Origin of the sequence: Natronomonas sp. CBA1123 (assembly GCF_009741925.1) — an archaeon.
GTDB lineage: Archaea > Halobacteriota > Halobacteria > Halobacteriales > Haloarculaceae > Natronomonas.
In genome coordinates, this window is record NZ_WPCC01000040.1 from 1 (window position 1) to 22,614 (window position 22,614).

The window sequence follows — 22,614 nt, forward strand, 5'->3', positions numbered from 1 at the left end:
TTTTTCATCGAAGTTTTTCCCGGCGCGCGGAGCGCGCCGTGGAAAAAGTTCGCAGGGAAGAACTTTTTATACTGCCCTCCGTAGGGGGTGCAACGAGCAGTCGCGTGCCGCAGTAAGGGCGGCACGAATAGCCACCGCCGTCCGATTTGACAACTGTTAAATCCCTGCCGCCAGTAGCACGCTGTAGTATCTCGTGACAGCTTCTTCACCCGGTCAGCCCAACACATGGTAGACGTAAGCCAACACAATCTGGTTCCGGAGCATTCGGTCCTCGAAGAGGACGAAGTCGAGGAAATGCTCACGGAGTACGACATCGAGCGCACAGACCTGCCGAAAATACAGCGTCGCGACCCCGGGCTCCCCGAGGAGGCGGAGGTCGGCGACGTCATCGAAATCGTCCGCGACTCCCGGACGACGGACCGAGCAGTCGTGTATCGACTGGTGGTAGAATGAACCGGGAGGACCGACGCGCCGTCTCTCGGGAGTACTTCTCCCGGGACCGGCTCGCCGAGCACCACTTCCGGTCGTTCAACAACTTCCTCGACCGCGGCATGCAGGACGTCGTCGACGAGAAGGAGAACATCGACACCGACATCGGCGACAAGGAGGGCCAAGAGCCGGTTCGGGTCGACCTCGGCAACGTCCGCATCCTGACGCCCCGCGTCCGGGAGGCCGACGGCTCCGAGGAACTGCTGTATCCGCAGGAGGCCCGACTTCGGAACATCACCTACTCGGCGCCGGTGTTCATGGAGATGAGCATCGTCCGTGGCGGCGAGGAGGAGGAAGAACACATCGTCGACCAGGCGGAGACGAAGGTCGGCCGGATGCCGATTATGGTCGGCTCCGACAAGTGTAACATCGCGGGGTTCACTCGCGACGAACTCATCGAAATCGGCGAGGACCCCGCCGACCCCGGCGGCTACTTCATCGTCAACGGCTCCGAGCGCGTCCTGATGACGAGCGAGGACCTCGCGCCGAACAAGATTCTCGCCGAGTACGACACGAAGTACGGCGACGAGATTCAGATTGCCAAAACGTTCAGCCAGCGCCGAGGCTACCGCGCGCTCGTGCTGTGTGAGCGGAACCGAAGCGGCATCCTCGAGGTGTCGTTCCCCTCGGTTTCGGGCTCTATCAACTTCGTGACACTGGTTCGGGCCCTCGGGCTGGAGTCCGACGAGGAAATCGTCCACCGCGTCAGCGACGACCCCGAAATCGTGAAGTTCATGCTGGAGAACCTGGAGGCCGCGGAGGTCCAATCGACCGCCGAGGCCATCGAGCAGTTGGGCCAGCGGGTCGCTTCGGGCCAGGGGAAGAACTACCAGCTGAAGCGTGCGAACTACGTCATCGACCGCTATCTCCTGCCGCACCTCCACGAGGAGGGCGTCGAGGACGAGGAGACGCGGATGAACAAGGCGGTGTACCTCTGTCGGATGGCCGAGGCCTGTTTCGAGTTGGCGCTGGAGCGTCGGGAATCCGACGACAAGGACCACTACGCCAACAAGCGGCTGAAGGTCTCCGGCGACCTGATGAAGGACCTGTTCCGGACGGCGCTGAACAAGCTCTCCCGGGACGTGAAGTACCAACTCGAACGGGCGAACATGCGGAACCGACAGCTGTCGGTCAACACGGTCGTTCGCTCAGACGTGCTGACCGAGCGGCTCGAACACCCCATCGCGACGGGCAACTGGGTGGGCGGCCGCTCGGGCGTGAGCCAGCTAGTCGACCGGACCGACTACATGGGTGTGCTGTCCCACCTTCGTCGGCTTCGGTCGCCGCTCAGCCGTTCACAGCCGCACTTCGAGGCACGTGACCTCCACGCGACCCAGTGGGGTCGCATCTGTCCCTCCGAGACGCCGGAGGGGCCGAACTGTGGGCTGGTGAAGAACTTCGCACAGGCGATGGAACTGTCCCAGAACGTCGACGACGAGCGCGGACTGAAGCGCGAACTCGCGTCGATGGGCGTCGAGGGCATTCCGGGAATCGAGACGGTCGAAACACACACGGCGGACGACTAACATGAGCCAGGGACGAGACGCAAAAGTGTACGTAAACGGGAGCCTCATCGGCACCCATCCGGACCCGCATAAACTCGCAAACGACATCCGCGAATCCCGACGACGCGGCGAAATCGACGAGATGGTGAACGTCGCGGTGCGGGAACGCACCGGCGAGGTCATCGTCAACGCCGACGCCGGCCGCGCACGCCGGCCCCTCATCGTCGTCGAGGACGGCGAACCGCTGCTCGGTGACGAGGAAATCGAGGCGGTCGAGGCGGACGAACTCCAGTTCGAGGAGCTCGTCGACCGCGGCTACATCGAGTTCATCGACGCCGAGGAGGAAGAGGACATCTTCGTCGCGGTCGACGAAGACGACCTCACCGAGGACCACACCCACCTCGAAGTCGACCCGCAGTTGATGTTCGGCATCGGTGCGGGGATGATTCCGTACCCCGAACACAACGCCTCACCGCGGATTACGATGGGGTCGGGGATGATCAAGCAGTCGCTGGGGCTGCCGTCGGCCAACTACCGCATCCGGCCCGACACGCGACAGCACCTGCTTCACTACCCCCAACTCTCCATCGTCAAGACCCAGACGACCGAACAGATTGGCTACGACGACCGACCGGCGGCACAGAACTTCGTCGTCGCGGTCATGTCGTATGAAGGGTTCAACATCGAGGACGCCCTCGTCATGAACAAGGCGAGCGTCGAGCGCGCACTCGCCCGGTCGCACTTCTTCCGGACCTACGAGGGCGAGGAACGCCGCTACCCCGGCGGTCAGGAGGACCGCTTCGAAATCCCCGACGACGAGGTTCGGGGCGCACGCGGCGAGGAGGCCTACACGCACCTCGACGAGGACGGACTGGTCAACCCCGAAACGGACGTCGGCGAAAACGACGTGCTCCTCGGGAAGACATCGCCGCCGCGGTTCCTCGAAGAGCCGGACGACATGGGCGGGCTTTCCCCCCAGAAGCGTCGGGAGACGAGCGTAACGATGCGCTCCGGTGAATCCGGCGTCGTCGACACGGTGACGCTGATGGAGGGTGAAGACGGCTCGAAACTGTCGAAAGTGAAGGTGCGTGACGAACGCGTGCCGGAACTCGGCGACAAGTTCGCGTCCCGACACGGTCAGAAGGGCGTCGTCGGCCACCTCGCACCACAGGAGGACATGCCGTTCACGCAGGACGGCCTCGTACCGGACCTCATCGTCAACCCCCACGCTCTGCCGTCGCGGATGACGGTCGGACACATTTTGGAGATGCTCGGCGGGAAGGTCGGTTCGCTTGAGGGACGCCGCGTCGACGGGACGCCGTTCCAGGGCGAAAACGAGGACGAACTCCGCGGTGCGCTCGTCGACCGCGGCTTCAAGTCCAACGGGAAGGAGGTGATGTACTCCGGCGTCACCGGCGAACGCATCGAGGCCGAAATCTTCGTCGGCGTCATCTTCTATCAGAAGCTCTACCACATGGTGTCGAACAAACTGCACGCCCGCTCCCGCGGGCCGGTGCAGGTGTTGACGCGCCAGCCGACGGAGGGGCGTGCCCGTGAGGGTGGCCTCCGTATCGGTGAGATGGAACGGGACGTGTTCATCGGTCACGGCGCGGCCATGACGCTGAAGGAACGACTGCTCGACGAATCCGACCGCGAGTGGATTCACGTCTGCGGGCAGTGTGGGATGAGCGCCGTCGAGAACGTCGAGCAACGACGCGTGTACTGTCCGAACTGTGACGAGGAGACGGACGTTCACGAGGTCGAGATGAGTTACGCGTTCAAGCTCCTACTCGACGAGATGAAGGCGCTCGGTATCGCCCCGCGAATCGAACTGGAGGATGCAGTATAATGGAGGGACACGCACCTAAAGAAATCGGGTCGCTCAGTTTCGGACTGATGGACCCCGAGGAGTACCGGGACATGTCGGCCACGAAAGTGATTACGGCCGACACGTACGACGACGACGGCTTCCCAATCGACATGGGGCTGATGGACCCGCGACTCGGGGTCATCGACCCCGGACTGGAGTGTAAGACCTGTGGGAAGCACAGCGGGTCGTGTAACGGCCACTTCGGCCACATCGAACTCGCGGCGCCGGTCATCCACGTCGGCTTCGCGAAACTCATCCGCCGACTGCTTCGGGGGACCTGCCGTGAGTGTTCGCGGCTCTGTCTCACCGAGGACGAACAGGCGGAGTTCCGCGACCGACTCGACCGGACGCGACAGCTCGGCGAGGACCTCAACGACGTGACGAAGGCGGCCATCCGCCTCGCACGGAAGAAGGACCGCTGTCCGCACTGCGGCGAGAAGCAGTTCGACATCAACCACGAGAAGCCGACGACGTACTACGAGGTCCAGCAGGTGCTGTCCTCGGAGTACCCCGAGCGCATCGCCGCCGCCATGGAGGGGCGAGACCCCGACGCCGAGGACGGCGAGGAAGACACCGACCGCGAACCCATCGGTCCGAACGAACTCTCCGAGGAGACGGGTATCGACCTGGAGCGCATCAACCAGATTCTCTCCGGGGAGTTCCGGCCGAAGAAGGACGACCGGAAGGCCTTAGAGAAGGCGCTCTCCGTCGACCTCACCGAGGAGGACATGAACAAACTGATGCCCTCGGACATCCGCGACTGGTTCGAGGACATCCCCGACGACGACATGGAGACGCTCGGCATCTCCTCGGAGAAGTCCCGGCCGGAGTGGATGATTCTGACCGTGCTGCCGGTGCCGCCGGTGACCGCACGGCCGTCGATTACGCTGGACAACGGCCAGCGGAGCGAGGACGACCTCACACACAAACTGGTCGACATCATCCGCATCAACCAGCGGTTCATGGAGAACCGCGAGGCCGGTGCGCCGCAACTCATCATCGAGGACCTCTGGGAGTTGCTCCAGTACCACGTCACGACGTTCATGGACAACGAGATTTCGGGGACGCCGCCGGCCCGACACCGCTCGGGGCGGCCCCTGAAGACACTCTCTCAGCGACTGAAGGGCAAGGAAGGCCGCTTCCGTGGCTCGCTGTCCGGCAAGCGCGTGAACTTCTCGGCACGAACCGTCATCTCGCCGGACCCGACGCTCAGCCTCAACGAGGTTGGCGTCCCAGACCGGGTCGCAAGCGAGATGACCCAGACGATGAACGTCAACGACCGGAACATCGAGGACGCCCGGCGGTACGTCGCCAACGGGCCCGAAGCGCATCCGGGTGCCAACTACGTCAAGCGGCCCGACGGCCGACGACTGAAGGTGACCGAGAAGAACTGCGAGGAACTCGCGGAGAAAGTCGAGGTCGGCTGGGAGGTCGCCCGCCACCTCATCGACGGCGACATCGTCATCTTCAACCGCCAGCCGTCGCTGCACCGGATGTCCATCATGGCTCACGAAGTGGTCGTGATGCCGTACAAGACGTTCCGACTGAACACCGTCGTCTGTCCGCCGTACAACGCCGACTTCGACGGCGACGAAATGAACATGCACGCCCTCCAGAACGAGGAGGCACGTGCGGAGGCACGCGTCCTGATGCGTGTCCAAGAGCAGATTCTCAGCCCGCGTTTCGGCGAGAACATCATCGGCGCGATTCAGGACCACATCAGCGGGACGTACCTGCTGACTCACGAGAACCCACAGTTCAACGAGACGCAGGCACTGGACTTGCTCCGTGCCACGTCCATCGACGAACTGCCCGAGGCGGACGGCACCGATGAGGAGGGCAAGGAGTATTGGACCGGGCGGACGGTGTTCTCGGAGTTGCTGCCCGAGGGTCTGAGCCTCGAGTTCACCTCCTCGGCCGGCGACACGGTCAAAATAGAGGAAGGCGAGTTGGTCTCGGGGACCATCGACGAGGACGCGGTCGGTGCCTTCGGTGGCGAAGTCGTCGACACCATCTGTAAGGTGTACGGCAACACTCGCGCCCGCGTGTTCGTCAACGAAGTCGCGACGCTTGCGATGCGTGCCATCATGCACTTCGGGTTCTCCATCGGTATCGACGACGAGTCCATCGAGCGGGAGGCCGAAGAGCAAATCGCCGAGGCCATCGACAACGCCTACGAGCGCGTCCAGAAACTCATCGACACCTACCGGTCGGGCGAACTCGAATCGCTGCCGGGCCGGACCGTCGACGAGACGCTGGAGATGAAAATCATGCAGACGCTCGGGAAGGCCCGAGACTCCGCCGGTGACATCGCCGACGACCACTTCGGCGACGACAACCCCGCGGTCGTCATGGCCCAGTCCGGTGCGCGTGGGTCGATGCTCAACCTCACGCAGATGGCTGGCTGTGTCGGCCAGCAGGCGGTTCGTGGCGAGCGAATCAACCGCGGTTACGAGGACCGTACCCTGAGTCACTTCCAGCGGAACGACCTCTCGGCGGACGCCCACGGCTTCGTCGAGAACTCCTACCGCAACGGCCTGACGCCGCGTGAGTTCTTCTTCCACGCGATGGGTGGCCGCGAGGGGCTTGTCGACACCGCCGTCCGAACGTCGAAATCCGGCTACCTCCAGCGCCGACTCATCAACGCGCTGTCGGAGCTGGAAGCGCAGTACGACGGTACGGTTCGGGACACCTCCGACACCATCGTCCAGTTCGAGTTCGGCGAGGACGGCACCTCGCCGGTTCGGGTCTCCTCCGACGAGAAGTTCGACATCGACGTCGAGTCCATCGCCGACCGCATCGTCGAAGAGGAGTTCGACACCGAACAGGCGCGCGAGGAGTTCCTCGGACTGCAGGAGCCGACGACGAACCTCTCGGAACACGGGGAGTCGTGGCGAACCGCCTCGGGAACGGAGGTGGAATCCGATGACTGAGATTACCGACGACATCGAGGCCGTCGTCGAGGATACCGACCTGCCGCGACGGCTGAAAGACGAGGTGTACGAGACCGTCGAGGCCCGCGATGGCGTGACGGCCGAACAGGTCGAGAGCATCACCCAAGCCGTCGAGTCCCAGTACCTCGATACGCGTATCGACCCGCTGGACCCCGTCGGAACGGTTTCGGCACAGTCCATCGGCGAACCCGGGACGCAGATGACGATGAACACGTTCCACTACGCGGGCGTCGCGGAAATCGACGTGACACAGGGGCTGCCCCGGCTCATCGAGCTGGTGGACGCCCGGAAGACGCCCGACACGCCGATGATGACGGTGCATCTCGACGGCGAGTACGCCGAAGACCGCGAGAAGGCCCACGAGGTCGTCTGGCAAATCGAGGCGACGCGCATCCTCGCGCTGGGTGACATCTCGACGAACGTCGCGGACATGCTCGTCCGCATCGACCTCAACGAGGAGACGCTGGAGGAGCGGTGGCCGACCGTCGAGAGCCTTCCGGAGGTGGCCGGCGAAATCGCCGACACCATCGATTCGAAACTCGGCGTCGAGACGGTCCAGCCCGAACCGACCGTCATCGAGTTCGGCCCCGACCAACCCTCCTACCGTGAGTTGCTCCAGTTGGTCGAAGAGCTTCGTGAAGTCGTGTTCAAGGGCATCGACGAAATCAGCCGCGTCGTCATTCGGAAGGAGGAACTCGAAGACGGCGAGGAGTTCGTCCTCTACACCGAGGGGTCGTCTTTCGGCGACGTTCTCGACATCGAGGGCGTCGACGCATCCCGGACGACGTGTAACAACATCCACGAAATCAACCGCAACCTCGGTATCGAGGCGGCCCGTGAGGCCATCATCGAGGAGACGATGAACACCCTCGAAGAGCAGGGCCTCGACGACGTGAACATCCGGCACCTGATGTTGGTCGCCGACATCATGACCAACAACGGTGAAATCGAGTCCATCGGCCGACACGGCATCTCCGGCAACAAGGACTCGGTGTTGGCGCGTGCGGCCTTCGAGGTCACGGTCAACCACCTGCTCGATGCGGCGATTCACGGCGAGGTCGACGCCCTCGACGGGGTCACGGAGAACGTCATCGTCGGCAAACCCATCAAACTGGGCACCGGCGACGTGGACCTCCGGATGGGCGCAAAGCAGACCGGCGGCAAATCCGCTGACGACTAACCCCGCGTTTTATTCCACGCTATGACCGTCACGCTTTCCGACGAGGCCCGTCAGTACATTGCGCTCCTCGATGCGGAAACCGACGTGGCGGCGACCGACTGTCTTCTCGACGACGACAACGATAGACTCGTCTTCGTCGTGCCGCCGGGGACGATGGGACAGGCCATCGGGCCGGGCGGAAAACACGTCAAGGCCCTCGAAGAGCGGTTGGGAAAGAACATCGAGTTAGTGGAGGGGGCGGACACGCCCGAGGATTTCGTCGCGAACGCGCTCGCGCCCGCGGCGGTGTACAACGTGACGATAAGCGACGGTGACACGACCGTCGCCTACGCGGAGGTCGACCACGACGACCGCGGCGTCGCCATCGGGACGGAGGGTCGAAACATCGCCATCGCCCGTCAGTTGGCCAAGCGCCACTTCGACATCGACGAAATCGAGCTAACGTAGCAGGCGTCGCCACGCCTCTGTGACACGTTCGAGCGTGCTTTCTGGCCGGTCGGGGGCGAACGACGAGCCGGTGCCGTCGTGGTAGGCGTCGATATCGTCCAGTAAGTCGCCGAGCCGTGGGTCGACGGTCCCGAGCCCTTCGGCGGAACGGCCCTCCGGTGGGCGTCGCCCCTCTCGAACGAGGACGCTCCCGCAGTCGGGGCACTCGAAGTAGCGGTTGGCGCCGCCGTCGGCGCCGAGTTCGTGGACGGCGTCGTGGTCGCAGTCGGCATCACCACCGCCAGGGATGGCGTACAAGCGGTGCTCGGGGTCGGGCGTCGATGACATGTGTGGTATATCGTGTCATACGAACAAGTATTCGTCGGGTGGTGTGTGCTGCGGTCGGTGGCCCTCGATGAGTGGGTGTGTTTCCCGTATGCGGGATAGACACACGACGACGCCGTCGAAAAGGGATGCTTAAGTATCTCCGTAGGGAAGCAAGGGGTACTATGGCGAACGGCAAATACGCCGCGCGCAAACTCAAGAAGGACCGCCAGAAACACCGGTGGTCCGACTCTGATTACGCGCGCCGTGCCCGCGGACTCGGCAAGAAGTCCGACCCCCTCGAGGGCGCCCCCCAAGGTCGGGGCATCGTCCTCGAGAAGGTCGGTATCGAGGCAAAGCAGCCCAACTCGGCCATCCGGAAGTGCGTCCGAGTGCAACTCATCAAGAACGGCAAGCAGGTCACCGCCTTCTGTCCCGGTGACGGTGCCATCTCGTTCATCGACGAGCACGACGAGGTCACCATCGCCGGTATCGGTGGGGCGAAGGGTCGTGCGATGGGTGACCTCTCGGGTGTCAACTACAAAGTCGAGAAAGTCAACGGCGTCTCGATGATCGAACTCGTCCGCGGGAACGCGGAGAAACCGGTGCGATAACGATGAGTTCGGACGCACCCGAGCCGGACGCCCCGGCATCGACCGACGACGAGCGCGTCTCGGCACAACTGTTCGGCGAGTGGGAAATCGGCGAAATCGAGTACACCGACCCCTCGATGCGCCGCTACATCACCGTCACGCCCATCGCCCACACGATGGGACGCCACTCCGAAAAGCAGTTCAAGAAATCCGAAATCAGCATCGTCGAGCGGCTCATCAACCGCCTGATGCAGACCGAGGAGAACACGGGCAAGAAACAGCAGGCGACGCGCATCGTCCGCGACGCCTTCGAAATCGTCGCCGAACGAACCGACGAGAACCCCGTGCAGGTACTCGTCCGCGCCGTCGAGAACAGCGGCCCCCGAGAGGAGACGGTCCGCCTGAAGTACGGCGGCATCTCGGTTCCGAAGGCCGTCGACGTGGCCCCGCAGCGCCGCGTCGACCAGTCGCTGAAGTTCATCGCACAGGGCACACAGAGCGGGTCGTTCAAGACGACGACGCCGGCCGAGGAGGCACTCGCCCAACAGATTACGGGCGCCGCCGACTACGACCTGCAGGCCTACCCCATCAGCCAGAAGGAAGAACAGGAGCGCGTCGCGGCCGCAGCCCGCTAACCGTTCGCTTTCCCTCTCGTTTCTCTCGGTGCGTAGCCTCGGCTACTGCCACATCTCGCGGTGCTCCCGCGTGAACGTCTCGAAGTCCGTCGGCGCTCTCCCGAGCAGCGTTTTGAGGTCGTCGGTGACACGCCCTGCGAGCCCGAGGCGTGCAGTGGTGTAGATACCGGCCATGACGGCCGCCTTCGAGGGGTTCCGGTCGATACGATACCGTCGCCACAGGAAGCGAACGAGCGAGGGGTTCGTGTATCGCACGTCGTGGTCGAGCGTCGCCGAGAGAATCGCGGCGACAGCGTGGTAGTCGAGAGCCTCGGGCCCAGTGAGGTCGTAGGCTCCGGTCAGCCCCTCGGTGAGTGCTCTGGCGCCGACGACGGCCACGTCGCGGGCGTCGACGAAACTCGTGGCGCCGTCGCCTGCGGGAACGAACAGTTCGCCGTCGAGGACTTCCTCGCGGTGGACGGTAGTGAGGTTCTGCATGAAGAACGACGCCCGGAGATACGTCGTTTCGACGCCTGCGTCGTCGAGCCACGACTCGATGCGGGCGTGCGGAACCATCGGGTTCCGGTCGGCACCGATGACCGAGAGGAACACGACGTGTTCGACGCCCGCGCCGACGGCAGCAGCGAGTGCGGGGACGATGTCGCGGCGGACCCGAGAGAGCTGTGGCGGTCGGACGAGAAACAGCGAGTCGACGCCGTCGAACGTCTCCCGGTAAGTCGTCGGGTCGGTGAAGTCGAACTCGATGACTTCCTCGGCGGGGCCATCGAAGCGGTCGGGCGACCGAACCGCTGCTCGAACCGGGTGCTCGGTTCCCTCGAGTTCGGTACAGACCGCGCTGCCGACCGTCCCGGTCGCCCCGGTGACGAGTATCATCGTAGTGCCGACCGGTCGACGAGTGCGGCGACGGTGACGGCGGCGGCGACGACGTGCATCAACGCGAGGACGGCCAACCGGGCCGTCGTCGCTCCTTCGAACGACGATGCTTGCACGAGCGTGACCATCGATACGAGCGTGACGCCGACGGCGACAACGACGAATCGGCGGTCGGCAGCGGGACCGAACACCCGTTTGAAGACGACGTAGACGGCGGTGCCACCGATGGCACCGATTGCCGTCACGAGGGCGACCGGTGGGACGGCGAAGGGGTCGAAGCCGCCGGCACCGAGCGTCACCAGCGCCACTCCCAACACGAGGAGGTTCGCGACGATGGCGGCAACGACGGCCACAGCGCCGCGTCGGAGGAGGTCGTTCATCTCGACGCACCCGGAATCGTTCGGTCGGATTCACGGCTCAGTCGGCCACTCGCATCGAAGAGAAGGGGTTCCATAGGTTTAGTACGGCCGCTGATGGCTTATATTTCCGCGTGGCGAATCGGATGGGATTCGAACACCTTCCCGAAACAGCACGTTTTAGCGGACGGGGTCGTATGGGCGGGTATGGAGCCCCTCCACAGTCGCCGCCGGTTCCTCGCGTCGGTCGGTGCGGCCGGGTCCCTCGCCGTCGCCGGCTGTTTCGGTCTCGGAACCGGCGACCCGGAACCGGTCGACTCGGAGTACGACCTCTCGGTTTCTCACGACATCGAGTCGTGGGACCGCTACGACCCCGAGTGGGAGCCGCCCCGAACGTCACCGACAGAAGCGACATACGGCACGGAGACGGTCATCGAGAACCTCGAAGTCGGCTGGGACCTCGAGTTCGCCGACAGCGGCGAAGTGTTCATCTCCGAGCGCGTCGGCCGCATCAGTCGCTACTCCGCGGGCGAACTCGAAGCGGTCGCCACGCCCGACGACGTCATCGACCACGCGGATTCCATCGAGAACCCCGAGGACAACGACTGGTGGGCCGGCGGCAGCGAAGGTGGCTTGCTCGGCATCGCTCTGCACCCGAACTACCCCGACGTACCGGTGCTGTACGCCTTCTACACCTACCAGGAAAGCGAGGAAGAGTACCGCAACCGGCTGGTGTTCTACGACCTCGAGAACGGCAACGAGGAGACGGTCGTCATCGACGACATCCCCGGCCACCGCATCATCCACAACGGCGCGCGACTGGCGTTCGGCCCCCGGAACTACCTGTGGGTGACCACCGGCGACGCCAACGTCGAGGGACTGCCGCAGGACCCCGGACGACTCGGCGGGAAGGTGCTCCGGCTGAACCCCGACGGCACCGCGCCCGAGGACAACCCCGGCCTCGAAGACCCCCGCGTGTACACCTACGGCCACCGGAACCCACAGGCGGTGACGTGGCTGCCGGACGGAACACCGGTCGTCTCCGAACACGGGCCGCAGGCGCGCGACGAGATACAGATACTCGAAGCGGGTGGCAACTACGGCTGGCGAAACGTCCGCAGCGGTCCGGACGACGACGCCTACGAGTCCTATCCCGACCACCCTGACGTGGTCCCGCCGCTCGTCAACACCGGTTCGGAGACGTGGGCGCCGACCGGCGGCGTCTTCTACACCGGTGATGCCGTGCCGGGCCTCCAAAACCGGTTCATCTGCGGTGGTCTCATCTCCCAGCGGCTGAACGTCGTCTCGATTTACGACGGCGACCCGCCGGACATCGGCGGTCGCCGCTTCGACGCCGAGTGGCTGTACTCGGAGTACGACGCGGTGTCGCATCCGCTGTTCGAGGACGAGCTCGGGCGGATTCGCCACGCCGAACAGGGTCCCGACGGGGCGCTGTACGTCGTCACGTCGAACCGCGACGGCCGGGCGACCGAACAGTTCCCCAAGCCGAACGACGACCGACTGCTCCGTATCGTCCAGAACTAGTCGGCGGCCGGTTTCGCGGACCGCTCGCCGAGGACGTACTCCCGGGTCACGTCGACCAGCGCCTTCCGGTACTCCGATTCGTCGGGGTCGTCGGCTAACGACCGGAACGTCTCCTTGAACGTCGACAGCGACACGTCGGGGGGCGTCGGCGGCGGCGGCGTGGGCGAGGTCGTACAGTCGGTGGTCGTCGTCGATGGCGTCGTGGCGTTCGAGCAAGGCGAGTGCGAACGCCGCGTTGACGGCGGTGATGTCGGGGTCGGCGGCGGGACTCCAGCGCTCCCACTCGCCGGGCGCCGACGGCGGGGAGTCGGCGACTGCCCGCGCGAGCGAGGACTCCATGAACGCGACCAACTTCTCGGTCGGGCCGATGTCGAGGGTGATGTCGTCGGCGTAGATGTCCTTCATGTGGTTGGCGATTTGATAACAGTGCGAGAGTTTCCGTCGTTCGACGCTCTTGCCGGCCAACGCGAGGAACAGCGCCTCCTCGGTCGACTGGAGGTGTGAGGGGTGTTCCTCCTCGTAGCGGGCCATGTGTGCGAACTCGTGGAGGGCGAGTTCCCGTGCCATCGCCGACGTGGCGGCACGTCGGGAGACGAGCAGTTCGTGGCGGTCGTCGTAGTGACCCGCGACGGTCCGTTCGTCGGGGTTTTCGCGTATCTTCACCACGACCGGGAGGTCGAGGTCGTACTCGGTGGCGAGGAGGTCACGCGAGCTCAAAAACGGTTCCGCGGGCCCACGTCCCGTCACGCGAACGTCCATGTCTACCGTTACCACGGCCTTCGAGGGTTTGACTCTTGTGTCGGCGGACATCCCCGCGCCCGTCGGTCCGTCGTCGTAGTGTGTGGCAGCAACACACGGGCTGGAACGTCGAGAGCGCGTTTCAGCCACGGCGAAACACTATCCTTTTCACCCTGCTGTCGATAACTGACTGTATAATGGGCCGACGCAAAAAAATCGTACAGGAGTGTGAACGGCTGATGGACAAACCGGAGAACATCCGGAACATCGCCATCGCTGCGCACGTCGACCACGGGAAGACGACGCTGACCGACAACCTCCTCGCGGGTGCCGGCATGATATCCGACGAGACGGCCGGCCAGCAACTCGCGATGGACACCGAGGAAGACGAACAGGAACGCGGCATCACCATCGACGCGGCGAACGTCTCGATGACACACGAGTACGAGGACACCAACCACCTCATCAACCTCATCGACACGCCGGGCCACGTCGACTTCGGTGGCGACGTGACGCGAGCGATGCGTGCCGTCGACGGCGCGCTCGTCGTCGTCGACGCCGTCGAGGGCGCGATGCCCCAGACCGAGACCGTCCTGCGGCAGGCGCTGCGGGAGGGCGTCAAGCCGACGCTGTTCATCAACAAGGTCGACCGCCTCATCTCCGAACTCCAAGAAGGGCCTCAGGAGATGCAACAGCGGCTCACGGGCGTCATCCACGACGTCAACGAGCTCATCCGCGGGATGACCGAGGAGATGGACGACATCGACGAGGACTGGACGGTCTCCGTCGAGGACGGCACCGTCGGCTTCGGGTCGGCGCTGTACAAGTGGGGCGTCTCGATGCCCTCGATGCAGCGTACCGGGATGGACTTCGGTGAGATTATCGACCTCGAACAGGCCGACAAGCGCCAGGAGCTCCACGAGCGGACGCCGCTGTCCGACGTGGTTCTCGACATGGTGTGTGAACACTTCCCGAACCCCGTCGACGCACAGCCGCGTCGTATCCCGCGCATCTGGCGTGGTGATGCGGACTCCGAACTCGCCGACCAGATGCGACTGGTCGACGAGACGGGCGAGGTCGTCATGATGGTCACCGACATCGGTATCGACCCTCACGCCGGCGAAATCGCCGCGGGTCGTGTGTTCTCGGGCACCATCGAGAAGGGCCAGGACCTCTACGTCTCGGGGACCGTCGGGACGAACCGGGTCCAGAGCGTCGGCATCTACATGGGTGGCGAACGCGAGGAGGTCGAACACGTCCCCGCGGGCAACATCGCCGCCGTCACCGGGTTGAAGGACGCTATCGCCGGGTCGACCGTCTCCTCCGTGGAGATGACGCCGTTCGAGTCCATCGAACACATCTCCGAGCCGGTCATCACGAAGTCCGTCGAGGCACAGAGCATGGACGACCTGCCGAAGCTCATCGAGACGCTCCAGCAGGTCGCAAAGGAGGACCCCACCATCCAGATCGAAATCAACGAGGACACCGGCGAACACCTCATCTCCGGGCAGGGTGAACTCCACCTCGAGGTCATCACCCAGCGTATCGAGCGCAACCAGGGCATCCCGGTCAACACCGGCGAACCCATCGTCGTCTACCGCGAGGCGCCCCAGGAGGCCTCCCGTGAGGTCGAGGGGCGCTCGCCGAACAACCACAACCGGTTCTACATCACCGTCGAACCGCTCGAACAGGACATCGTCGACGGCATCAAACTCGGCGACATCTCGATGGACATGCCCGAACTGGAGCGCCGCGAGGAGCTCATGGAGCAGGGCATGGACAAAGACACCGCCCAGAACGTCGAGCACATCCACGGGACGAACGTCTTCATCGACGACACGAAGGGTATCCAGCACCTCAACGAGACGATGGAGCTCGTCATCGAGGGGCTCGAAGAGGCGCTCAACGACGGCCCACTCGCGGCCGAACCCGTCGAGGGTTCGCTCATCCGACTTCACGACGCGCGTCTCCACGAGGACGCCATCCACCGCGGTCCGGCACAGGTCATCCCTGCGGTCCGACAGGCCGTCCACAACGCGCTCATCGACGCGGAAATCAAACTGCTGGAGCCGATTCAGCAGGTCCGCATCGACGTGCCCAACGAGCACATGGGCGCCGCCTCCGGCGAGATTCAGGGTCGACGCGGACGCGTCGACGACATGTACCAGGAGGGTGACCTCATGGTCGTCGAAGGCATCGCACCGGTCGACGAGATGATTGGCTTCTCCAGTGACATCCGCTCGGCAACCGAGGGACGTGCCTCCTGGAACACGGAGAACGCCGGCTTCCGCGTGCTGGCCGACAACCTCCAGCCCGACATCATCAACGAGATTCGAGAGCGGAAGGGCATGAAGCTCGAACTGCCGCAGTCTATCGACTACTTCTAACGACTTCACAGTCTTTTTTGTACTGTCTCGCCGTGCGTAGCGTATGGGTCACGAGGCTGCTCAGCGGGTCACGGAGTTTCTCCACGACCGAATCGGAGCGGACCTCCGGACGGTCGTCGTCATTCGGGAGGACGGCCACGATATCCACTATCTTCGCGAGGACCTCAGGGAACGGTACGACGGGGAGACCTACGGTGATGTCGTCGACACGTTTCGACTGGAGGACCCACATATGTCTCCGGGTGTCGAAGACCAACCGGTCGGAGAGCGCCGTGGAATCGTCCACTACCACGAACACGCCTTCGTCATCCAGTTTCCCGTCTCGGACGCTGAGAGCGTCCTCATCAGTCTCTCGCGTGACTCGGGACAGAACCTGCTTGAGTTCCTCGAAACGTGTCGGCGCCGGGTTGTCGAGTCGTCCTGAGAGCCGACCATCCGAGTCGTGACGCTCGATTGCCTCTAGCGGTCGCCGCCGACAATCGCCGAACCCCCTCGTTCGGAGTCGTCCCACTCGAAGACGGCGTAGTACGACAACACGATAGCGCCGCCGACCAGTACGGTCATCACCGGGTTGACGCTGAGTCCGACGCTGCTTGGCGGAACCCCGATGAGCGTGCCCAACATTCGATAGCCGACGATGGCGCCGAAAAGCAACGACAGCCCGACGAGGGAGCCACAGAACACGACGGCGAACCGCGAGAGTCGTCGTGCGTCGACGCCGACGGCTACCGCCGTCGCCGCGGGGAGCGGCCAGACGAGCAACGCCCCGTACAGTTCCGCTCCGGTCTGCGGGCCGAACACCGCAGCCGTCGTGACGACGGCGAGCAGTACCGTCACCGCTGCTGTGGTGGCCATGCCCGGAACCGTCTCTCCCATCGCTCCGTGGTACTTATTTATAATCGTATATAAACGCACGTTCAGTTTCGAGACTCGAAACCCGACGGGGATACGCGGCGACACGCCGAAGGGGGTGGCCGGCGTACCCCTCGATATGTCCATGGCGTATCAGGTGGTCGACGTGGTAATCGCGGCGCTGTTGGCGGGATTGTCGTCGTTTCTCCTCAGTGCCGTCCTGCCGCAGTTCGCGGTCACGACGGGTATCGTGTTGGCCTGTATGTACTACTTCTCGCGGAACCCGTGGGGTTCGGCCGACGGCGCGGCGTACAACGAGCGCATCGACGAGGTGTACGACCGACTGTTGCCGGTGTGAACTACCGGCCACGCTTGCGAATGACGGCGCTCTTATAGCCGGCGGTGTTGAGTGGCAGGTAATGAGCGAACGTTCGGAGGTGAGTCGATGAGCGAGGCAGACAGACGGTCGTACACGGTTCGACTCGAACTCGTCGACGAACCCGGTGAGCTGTTGGGCGCGCTCGAACCCATCGCGGACAACGGTGGGAACCTGCTGTCGATATTCCACGAGCGCGGCAACCTCACACCGCGTGGTCACATCCCCGTCGAGGTCGACCTCGAGGCGACCCAGGCGCAGTTCGACGTCATCGTCGACTCGCTCCGGGAGGCGGGCGTCAACGTCATTCAGGCCGGTGCCGAGCGTTACAGCGAGGAGTTGACCGTCGTGTTGGTCGGTCACCTCGTCGAGACGGATCTCTCGGATACCCTCCGGCGGTTCCACGACTGCGGTGGGGTTTCGGTCGCGGACCTGTCGCTGTCGGCGCCAGCGGGCACTGAGGGGCCATCCAGCGCCCGACTGCGCGTCGTCGCCAGCGAAGGACAGAGCGACGACGCACTCACGACTATCCGGTCGGTCGCCGAGGAGAAGGACCTGCGCGTCATCGAGCCGCTGACGGAGGGGTCCCAATGAGATTGGCCGTGATGGGTGCGGGCGCCGTCGGTTCCTCCGTGGTGGAGTTGGCCGGCGAGTACGGCCACGACGTCGTCGCGGTCGCGGACTCCTCGACGGCGGCTATCGACGACGAGGGCCTCGATGCCGAGGACGTCCTCGCCCGAAAGCGAAGCCGCGGCGTGGTCGGCAATCACGACCCCGCGGACGCGCTGGAAGCCGACTACGACGCGCTCGTCGAGGCGACGCCGACGACGCTCGGCGACGCCGAACCGGGCTTTTCACACGTCGCACGCGCGCTCGAACGCGACCGCCACGTCGTGTTGGCGAACAAGGGGCCGGTCGCCGAACGCTACGACGAGGTTCGGAGGTTGGAGGCCGACTCGAAAGGGACGGTGCTGTTCGAGGCGGCGGTCGGCGGTGCGATTCCCATCCTCTCGACTATCGACGACCTCAACGGACAGGTCACCGCCGCGCGCGGCGTCCTCAACGGGACGGCGAACTTCATTCTCACTCGGATGGCCGCGGAGGGACTGGGCTACGAACACGTGCTCGCGGAAGCACAGGACCTCGGCGTCGCCGAGGCCGACCCCACCTTCGACGTGGAGGGAACCGACGCCGCCCTGAAGTGTGTCATCCTCGCGAACGTGCTGTACGACGACACCTACACGCTCGAAGACGCCGAAGTCGAGGGCATCGCCGATTTGCCCGGAAGTGCACTCGAACTCGCCGCCGAGGACGGCCGGACCATCCGACTCATCGGGGAAGTCGCCGACGGCGAGGTTCGGGTCGGGCCGCGACTGGTGCCGGAAAACGGGACGCTCGCCGTCTCGGGGACGCTCAACATCGTCCAGTTGGAGACGAACCACGCTGGCCGACTGAACATCTCGGGACGCGGTGCGGGCGGCCCGGAGACGGCCAGCGCCGTCCTGGCCGATATCGGGCGGCTTCCGTCCGTGGAGTGACCCTCTTGGACGGCGGCGTTCCCCGCTAACGCTCCCGCTTCCTGCTTCCGTGGTATCACCTCGCAAACCGCCCGACGCGCCCGCTTTCGGCGGAATCCCTTTCGAAATCGTTTTACGGGGCACCGACAAAAGACTCCGATATAGCGCCTCTGCGCGTGAGACCACAATGAGCGACAAACCACACCAGAACTTGGCCGTCATCGGCCACGTCGACCACGGAAAGAGTACGATGGTCGGGCGGCTCCTCTTCGAGACCGGGAGCGTCCCCGAGCACGTCATCGAACAGTACCGAGAGGAAGCCGAAGAGAAGGGCAAAGGCGGCTTCGAGTTCGCCTACGTCATGGACAACCTCGCCGAGGAGCGAGAGCGCGGTGTAACCATCGACATCGCCCACCAGGAGTTCGACACCGACGAGTACTACTTCACCATCGTCGACTGTCCGGGTCACCGCGACTTCGTCAAGAACATGATTACTGGCGCGAGCCAGGCCGACAACGCGGTGCTCGTCGTCGCAGCCGACGACGGTGTCCAGCCGCAGACCCAAGAGCACGTCTTCCTGGCCCGAACGCTGGGTATCGACGAGCTCATCATCGCGGTCAACAAGATGGACCTCGTCGACTACGACGAGAGCAAGTACAAGGCCGTCGTCGACGAGGTCAACCAGCTGCTCCAGCAGGTTCGCTTCAACACCGACGACGCCAAGTACATCCCGACCTCGGCGTTCGAGGGCGACAACGTCTCGGAGGACTCCGAGAACACGCCGTGGTACGACGGCCCGACCCTGCTCGAGGCCCTCAACGACCTGCCGGAGCCGCAGCCGCCGACGGACGCGCCGCTGCGACTGCCGATTCAGGACGTTTACACCATCTCCGGCATCGGTACGGTCCCGGTCGGCCGTGTCGAGACGGGTATGCTGAACACGGGCGACAACGTCTCCTTCCAGCCGAGCGACGCTGGTGGAGAGGTCAAAACCATCGAGATGCACCACGAGGAAGTCCCCGAGGCCGGCCCCGGCGACAACGTCGGATTCAACGTCCGCGGCGTCGGCAAGGACGACATCCGACGTGGTGACGTCTGTGGCCCCGCCGACGACCCGCCGACGGTCGCCGAGACCTTCCAGGCACAGGTCGTCGTCATGCAGCACCCCTCGGTCATCACCGCTGGCTACACGCCGGTCTTCCACGCCCACACGGCGCAGGTCGCGTGTACCATCGAGTCCATCGACAAGAAGATCGACCCCTCCTCCGGCGAGGTTGCCGAGGAGAACCCGGACTTCATCCAGTCCGGCGACGCTGCCGTCGTCACCGTCCGACCGCAGAAGCCGCTCAGCATCGAGTCCTCGAACGAGATTCCCGAGCTGGGCAGCTTCGCCATCCGCGACATGGGTCAGACCGTCGCGGCCGGCAAGGTCCTCAGCGTCAACGAGCGATAACGCATGCAACAGGCACGCGTTCGCCTCGCGGGCACGGCACCCGAGGACCTCGACGACATCTGCGACGACGTTCGCGAAATCGCCGACAAAACCGGCGTGACGCTGTCGGGACCGGTCCCGCTGCCGACGAAGAAGCTGGAAATCCCGGCGCGTAAGTCCCCCGACGGAGAGGGAACCGCGACGTGGGAACACTGGGAGATGCGCGTCCACAAACGGCTCATCGACATCGACGCCGACGAACGCGCGCTCCGCCAGCTGATGCGGATTCAGGTCCCGAACGACGTCTCCATCGAGATCGTCCTCGAGGACTAACGCGGACACACGTCCGTACGGGTCGGAAGACAGACGGTCTTCCCAACCGCCCGCCGCAGCACTCACGCGCGACCGCTCCCGGTCGCTTTCCCGAGTGCGAAACAGAAGGTACAAACGACCGAACCGATAACCGACTGTCGAGGGCTCGTAGATCAGCGGCAGATCGCTTCCTTCGCAAGGAAGAGGCCCCGGGTTCAAATCCCGGCGAGTCCATCTAATTTCTTACACTTTCCGAAGGTCCAGCGTTGCGACCGCTACCTTCGGATAAGGCCATTTATCGATTTTCATCGGCCGGAAAAAATACCTCTCTCTGAGAGAGTTCACGCGGGGGCCTCTTCCGGCCCTTGCCGTCCCACGGTTTTTCGAAGGAACGGGGGTGTTTCAGCGTGAGCGACTGCCGGTGCGAGCACGCGGCCACCCCGAAGCGCGACGAACACGGACAACTCTACTGTGCCCGATGTGGCGCGATGCTCGGAGGTGTCTACTCCGGCCCATGAGGTCCCTCAACTTCGAAGCCGAACGTGACGAGGGCACAGACTCATGGACCCGCGCCGACCCACTGAACGGCACCCTTGCACGCCTCACCTGGGAGCAGTGGGGCGTCCATCTTCCTGACGGCGAAGACGCCCATATCGTCACTCTGCGGCACGAGAGCCGTGGATACGTCGGAGAGTGTGACTGCTCCGGCTACCAGTTCCACGACGGACCATGTGCCCACCTCTGCGCCGTCAGGAAAGCGGAGTTCCTCGGCATCGAGGACGCCGCCGGCGAGATCGTCCACATCGCTGACGAGATGGACGCAGCTGACCAGCACGTCGAAAGAGCAGTGGCCGACGGTGGTCGCCGACGAGGTGAGCGATGAATATCGCGCACGCCCACCCGCGCATGAAGCCGCCTTTTCCACCGCACCGGGGGGTCGTGACTACGAGTTGCCTGTCTCGGCGCCGTCCCACGATTACGGACGTAATCACTGACGTAATCACTCCGGGGTGGTCGGCGTGAGCAAGCAAATCAACTCGAACCCGGCCCGAGTGTCGTTCAACCCCGGTCGTGTCGATATCGAGGCGCTCGACGAGGTCGCCGCCGACCGCGACATGAGCCGCGCCGAACTCATCCGGCAGACCCTTCAGGAGGTCATCGAGGAGTACGACGACGGCACCAACCACGCCGACCTCTACAAGCCCGAACACCTCGAACTCCGCGAAGCCTTCGAGGTGCTGTTAGACGCCAGCGACCACCCCCGAGGTGTCCGTCGCGTTACCGTCGAAGAGGCTCGCTCAAGGCTCCACACCCAGAACACGAAGAAATCACAGGTATCAAGTCGTCTTCTCAGGCCCCTCGACCGAGAGGGCTTCATCACCGTTCGTGGTGGCTACATTACCGTTCACCGCCGGACGGTCGCAGAAGTCGAAGAAGCCCGCCAGCAGACCGAGGAGGAAGTCGAACAACTCGGATACGACGGGCCGCTCCCTTCGCAGGACGACATTCCCGAGGAGCAGAAAACGATTCAGAAGTACCAGCACGGCCGTATCAACGTACCTTTCGGCGCCGCCGCGTGGGCAACTGCCCAAGCCGTCTGGGATGACGATGGAGGTGCATCGGTATGAATAATCGGTGTGCAGACGGTGCTGACCGGTCTTCTCGGAGGGGAACGATAGGGGAGAAGATGCGAAATGGTGGTGGGGGATGCACCTTTCTCCTACCGCCCATCGTTTCTTCGAAGAGGCCACCTCAAAAAGCTAGTGGCAACTTTGTCAAAACGACCGGAGTACCATCAGCGGACACTGGCCGATGACGGTCGTTTGCCTCGGCTGCCATCACGAAAGCGAGGACTACAGAGCACACAACCAACACGTCCGTAACGCTGACCACCCCGACGAAGGCGAGGCGTACAAGTAGTCTACTGCCGCTTTTCTGGAACGTACACGAACGCCCCGCTCAGGGGGTCGTGATACACGTTCATTCGGTCGCCCTGCTCGACTCCCGAGCCTTTCGCCGTTCGCTTGGGGAGTGAGACGGTGAGCGATCCGGAGCGATTCCCAACTTTGACCGGTCCCAGGGGGGTCAAATCAGCATCATCGGGCGCCTGAAGCGCCGCAACCAACCTGTCTGCTTCTGTCGTCGCCATACACGAACCCCTGTGACCTCTACCGTCTTAACACCGGGGCCGTCTCCGGTGGAATCAGGGGACTAGTCCCCTGACGAATCTGGAGGTAATTCAGGGGTAGG

Annotated in this window: 23 protein-coding genes, 1 tRNA gene and 1 pseudogene; 19 read left to right on the plus strand and 6 right to left on the minus strand. The window is 64.1% G+C overall.

Annotated features, from left to right (window positions below; translation table 11 throughout):
- The first annotated feature begins 225 nt into the window (after positions 1–225).
- Genes GJ631_RS14685 through GJ631_RS14710 form a run of 6 tightly spaced genes read left to right on the plus strand, consistent with a single transcriptional unit; the run spans position 226 to position 8,445 of the window.
- Positions 226–453 (plus strand): DNA-directed RNA polymerase subunit H, encoded by a 228-nt coding sequence (locus GJ631_RS14685; protein ID WP_156709874.1) that lies wholly within the window; start codon positions 226–228, stop codon positions 451–453.
- A complete protein-coding gene (locus tag GJ631_RS14690) occupies positions 450–2,015 on the plus strand; it encodes a DNA-directed RNA polymerase subunit B'' (protein WP_156709875.1) in 1,566 nt (521 codons plus the stop codon). The genes GJ631_RS14685 and GJ631_RS14690 overlap by 4 nt, the downstream gene beginning before the upstream one ends.
- A gap of 1 nt (position 2,016) precedes the next feature.
- Complete coding sequence (gene rpoB / locus GJ631_RS14695) at positions 2,017–3,843, plus strand: DNA-directed RNA polymerase subunit B (RefSeq protein ID WP_156709876.1); 1,827 nt, start codon at positions 2,017–2,019, stop codon at positions 3,841–3,843.
- Positions 3,843–6,797, plus strand: coding sequence for a DNA-directed RNA polymerase subunit A' (locus GJ631_RS14700; RefSeq protein ID WP_156709877.1), 2,955 nt, complete (start codon positions 3,843–3,845; stop codon positions 6,795–6,797). The genes rpoB and GJ631_RS14700 overlap by 1 nt, the downstream gene beginning before the upstream one ends.
- Complete coding sequence (gene rpoA2 / locus GJ631_RS14705; protein WP_156709878.1) at positions 6,790–7,998, plus strand: DNA-directed RNA polymerase subunit A''; 1,209 nt, start codon at positions 6,790–6,792, stop codon at positions 7,996–7,998. Before GJ631_RS14700 ends, rpoA2 begins: the two co-directional genes overlap by 8 nt.
- 21 nt (positions 7,999–8,019) lie before the next feature.
- On the plus strand, positions 8,020–8,445 hold the full coding sequence (locus GJ631_RS14710; RefSeq protein ID WP_156709879.1) for a NusA-like transcription termination signal-binding factor: 426 nt from the start codon (positions 8,020–8,022) through the stop codon (positions 8,443–8,445).
- Here the strand turns inward: GJ631_RS14710 and GJ631_RS14715 are convergent.
- On the minus strand, positions 8,437–8,772 hold the full coding sequence (locus tag GJ631_RS14715; RefSeq protein WP_156709880.1) for a hypothetical protein: 336 nt from the start codon (positions 8,770–8,772) through the stop codon (positions 8,437–8,439). The genes GJ631_RS14710 and GJ631_RS14715 overlap by 9 nt on opposite strands.
- 161 nt (positions 8,773–8,933) lie before the next feature.
- Between GJ631_RS14715 and GJ631_RS14720 the strand changes: the two genes are divergently transcribed.
- The gene (locus tag GJ631_RS14720) at positions 8,934–9,362 is read left to right on the plus strand and encodes a 30S ribosomal protein S12 (protein WP_015410678.1); all 429 of its coding nucleotides are present in this window, start codon (positions 8,934–8,936) and stop codon (positions 9,360–9,362) included.
- Positions 9,363–9,364: 2 nt separating this feature from the next.
- The gene (locus GJ631_RS14725) at positions 9,365–9,976 is read left to right on the plus strand and encodes a 30S ribosomal protein S7 (protein WP_156709881.1); all 612 of its coding nucleotides are present in this window, start codon (positions 9,365–9,367) and stop codon (positions 9,974–9,976) included.
- A 42-nt stretch (positions 9,977–10,018) separates the two neighbouring features.
- Here GJ631_RS14725 and GJ631_RS14730 read toward each other — a convergent pair whose 3' ends face one another.
- Together GJ631_RS14730 and GJ631_RS14735 are read right to left on the minus strand one after the other, a co-directional pair.
- Complete coding sequence (locus GJ631_RS14730; RefSeq protein ID WP_156709882.1) at positions 10,019–10,849, minus strand: NmrA family NAD(P)-binding protein; 831 nt, start codon at positions 10,847–10,849, stop codon at positions 10,019–10,021.
- Positions 10,846–11,229, minus strand: coding sequence for a DUF6069 family protein (locus tag GJ631_RS14735; RefSeq protein WP_156709883.1), 384 nt, complete (start codon positions 11,227–11,229; stop codon positions 10,846–10,848). Before GJ631_RS14735 ends, GJ631_RS14730 begins: the two co-directional genes overlap by 4 nt.
- Before the next feature lie 183 nt (positions 11,230–11,412).
- On the opposite strand from GJ631_RS14735, the gene GJ631_RS14740 reads away from it, so the two are divergent.
- A complete protein-coding gene (locus GJ631_RS14740; RefSeq protein WP_156709884.1) occupies positions 11,413–12,750 on the plus strand; it encodes a sorbosone dehydrogenase family protein in 1,338 nt (445 codons plus the stop codon).
- Here GJ631_RS14740 and GJ631_RS14745 read toward each other — a convergent pair.
- Positions 12,747–13,509: pseudogene (locus GJ631_RS14745) on the minus strand (DUF5781 family protein). The gene GJ631_RS14740 and the pseudogene GJ631_RS14745 sit on opposite strands and share 4 nt — an antisense overlap.
- A gap of 176 nt (positions 13,510–13,685) precedes the next feature.
- Between GJ631_RS14745 and GJ631_RS14750 the strand changes: the two are divergent.
- A complete protein-coding gene (locus tag GJ631_RS14750; protein ID WP_156709885.1) occupies positions 13,686–15,875 on the plus strand; it encodes an elongation factor EF-2 in 2,190 nt (729 codons plus the stop codon).
- Positions 15,876–15,918: 43 nt separating this feature from the next.
- The gene (locus GJ631_RS14755; RefSeq protein WP_156709886.1) at positions 15,919–16,299 is read left to right on the plus strand and encodes a hypothetical protein; all 381 of its coding nucleotides are present in this window, start codon (positions 15,919–15,921) and stop codon (positions 16,297–16,299) included.
- A gap of 35 nt (positions 16,300–16,334) precedes the next feature.
- On the opposite strand, the gene GJ631_RS14760 is transcribed toward GJ631_RS14755, so the two are convergent.
- The gene (locus tag GJ631_RS14760; RefSeq protein WP_156709887.1) at positions 16,335–16,751 is read right to left on the minus strand and encodes a hypothetical protein; all 417 of its coding nucleotides are present in this window, start codon (positions 16,749–16,751) and stop codon (positions 16,335–16,337) included.
- Between the two features lie 115 nt (positions 16,752–16,866).
- Here GJ631_RS14760 and GJ631_RS14765 point away from each other — a divergent pair, with 115 nt between their 5' ends.
- The 8 genes from GJ631_RS14765 to GJ631_RS14800 all read left to right on the plus strand — a co-directional run bounded on the left by GJ631_RS14765 (position 16,867) and on the right by GJ631_RS14800 (position 21,992).
- The gene (locus GJ631_RS14765; protein WP_156709888.1) at positions 16,867–17,085 is read left to right on the plus strand and encodes a hypothetical protein; all 219 of its coding nucleotides are present in this window, start codon (positions 16,867–16,869) and stop codon (positions 17,083–17,085) included.
- Between the two features lie 87 nt (positions 17,086–17,172).
- Positions 17,173–17,697, plus strand: a complete 525-nt coding sequence (locus GJ631_RS14770; RefSeq protein ID WP_156709889.1) for an amino acid-binding protein — start codon at positions 17,173–17,175, stop codon at positions 17,695–17,697.
- Entirely contained in the window at positions 17,694–18,641 is a 948-nt protein-coding gene (locus GJ631_RS14775; RefSeq protein WP_156709890.1) for a homoserine dehydrogenase, read from the plus strand. The genes GJ631_RS14770 and GJ631_RS14775 overlap by 4 nt, the downstream gene beginning before the upstream one ends.
- A 166-nt stretch (positions 18,642–18,807) precedes the next feature.
- The gene (gene tuf / locus GJ631_RS14780; protein ID WP_156709891.1) at positions 18,808–20,073 is read left to right on the plus strand and encodes a translation elongation factor EF-1 subunit alpha; all 1,266 of its coding nucleotides are present in this window, start codon (positions 18,808–18,810) and stop codon (positions 20,071–20,073) included.
- Positions 20,074–20,076: 3 nt separating this feature from the next.
- Complete coding sequence (rpsJ, locus tag GJ631_RS14785) at positions 20,077–20,385, plus strand: 30S ribosomal protein S10 (protein WP_156709892.1); 309 nt, start codon at positions 20,077–20,079, stop codon at positions 20,383–20,385.
- 141 nt (positions 20,386–20,526) lie between these two features.
- Positions 20,527–20,598: transfer RNA gene (locus GJ631_RS14790), tRNA-Ala, on the plus strand.
- Positions 20,599–20,878: 280 nt separating this feature from the next.
- Positions 20,879–21,247 carry an SWIM zinc finger family protein gene (locus GJ631_RS14795; protein ID WP_156709893.1) on the plus strand — a complete coding sequence of 123 codons (369 nt, stop codon included), beginning with the start codon at positions 20,879–20,881 and terminating at the stop codon, positions 21,245–21,247.
- A gap of 136 nt (positions 21,248–21,383) precedes the next feature.
- The gene (locus GJ631_RS14800; RefSeq protein WP_156709894.1) at positions 21,384–21,992 is read left to right on the plus strand and encodes a ribbon-helix-helix protein, CopG family; all 609 of its coding nucleotides are present in this window, start codon (positions 21,384–21,386) and stop codon (positions 21,990–21,992) included.
- A gap of 293 nt (positions 21,993–22,285) precedes the next feature.
- Here GJ631_RS14800 and GJ631_RS18715 read toward each other — a convergent pair whose 3' ends face one another.
- Entirely contained in the window at positions 22,286–22,513 is a 228-nt protein-coding gene (locus GJ631_RS18715; protein WP_197425096.1) for a hypothetical protein, read from the minus strand.
- Between the last annotated feature and the right edge of the window lie 101 nt (positions 22,514–22,614).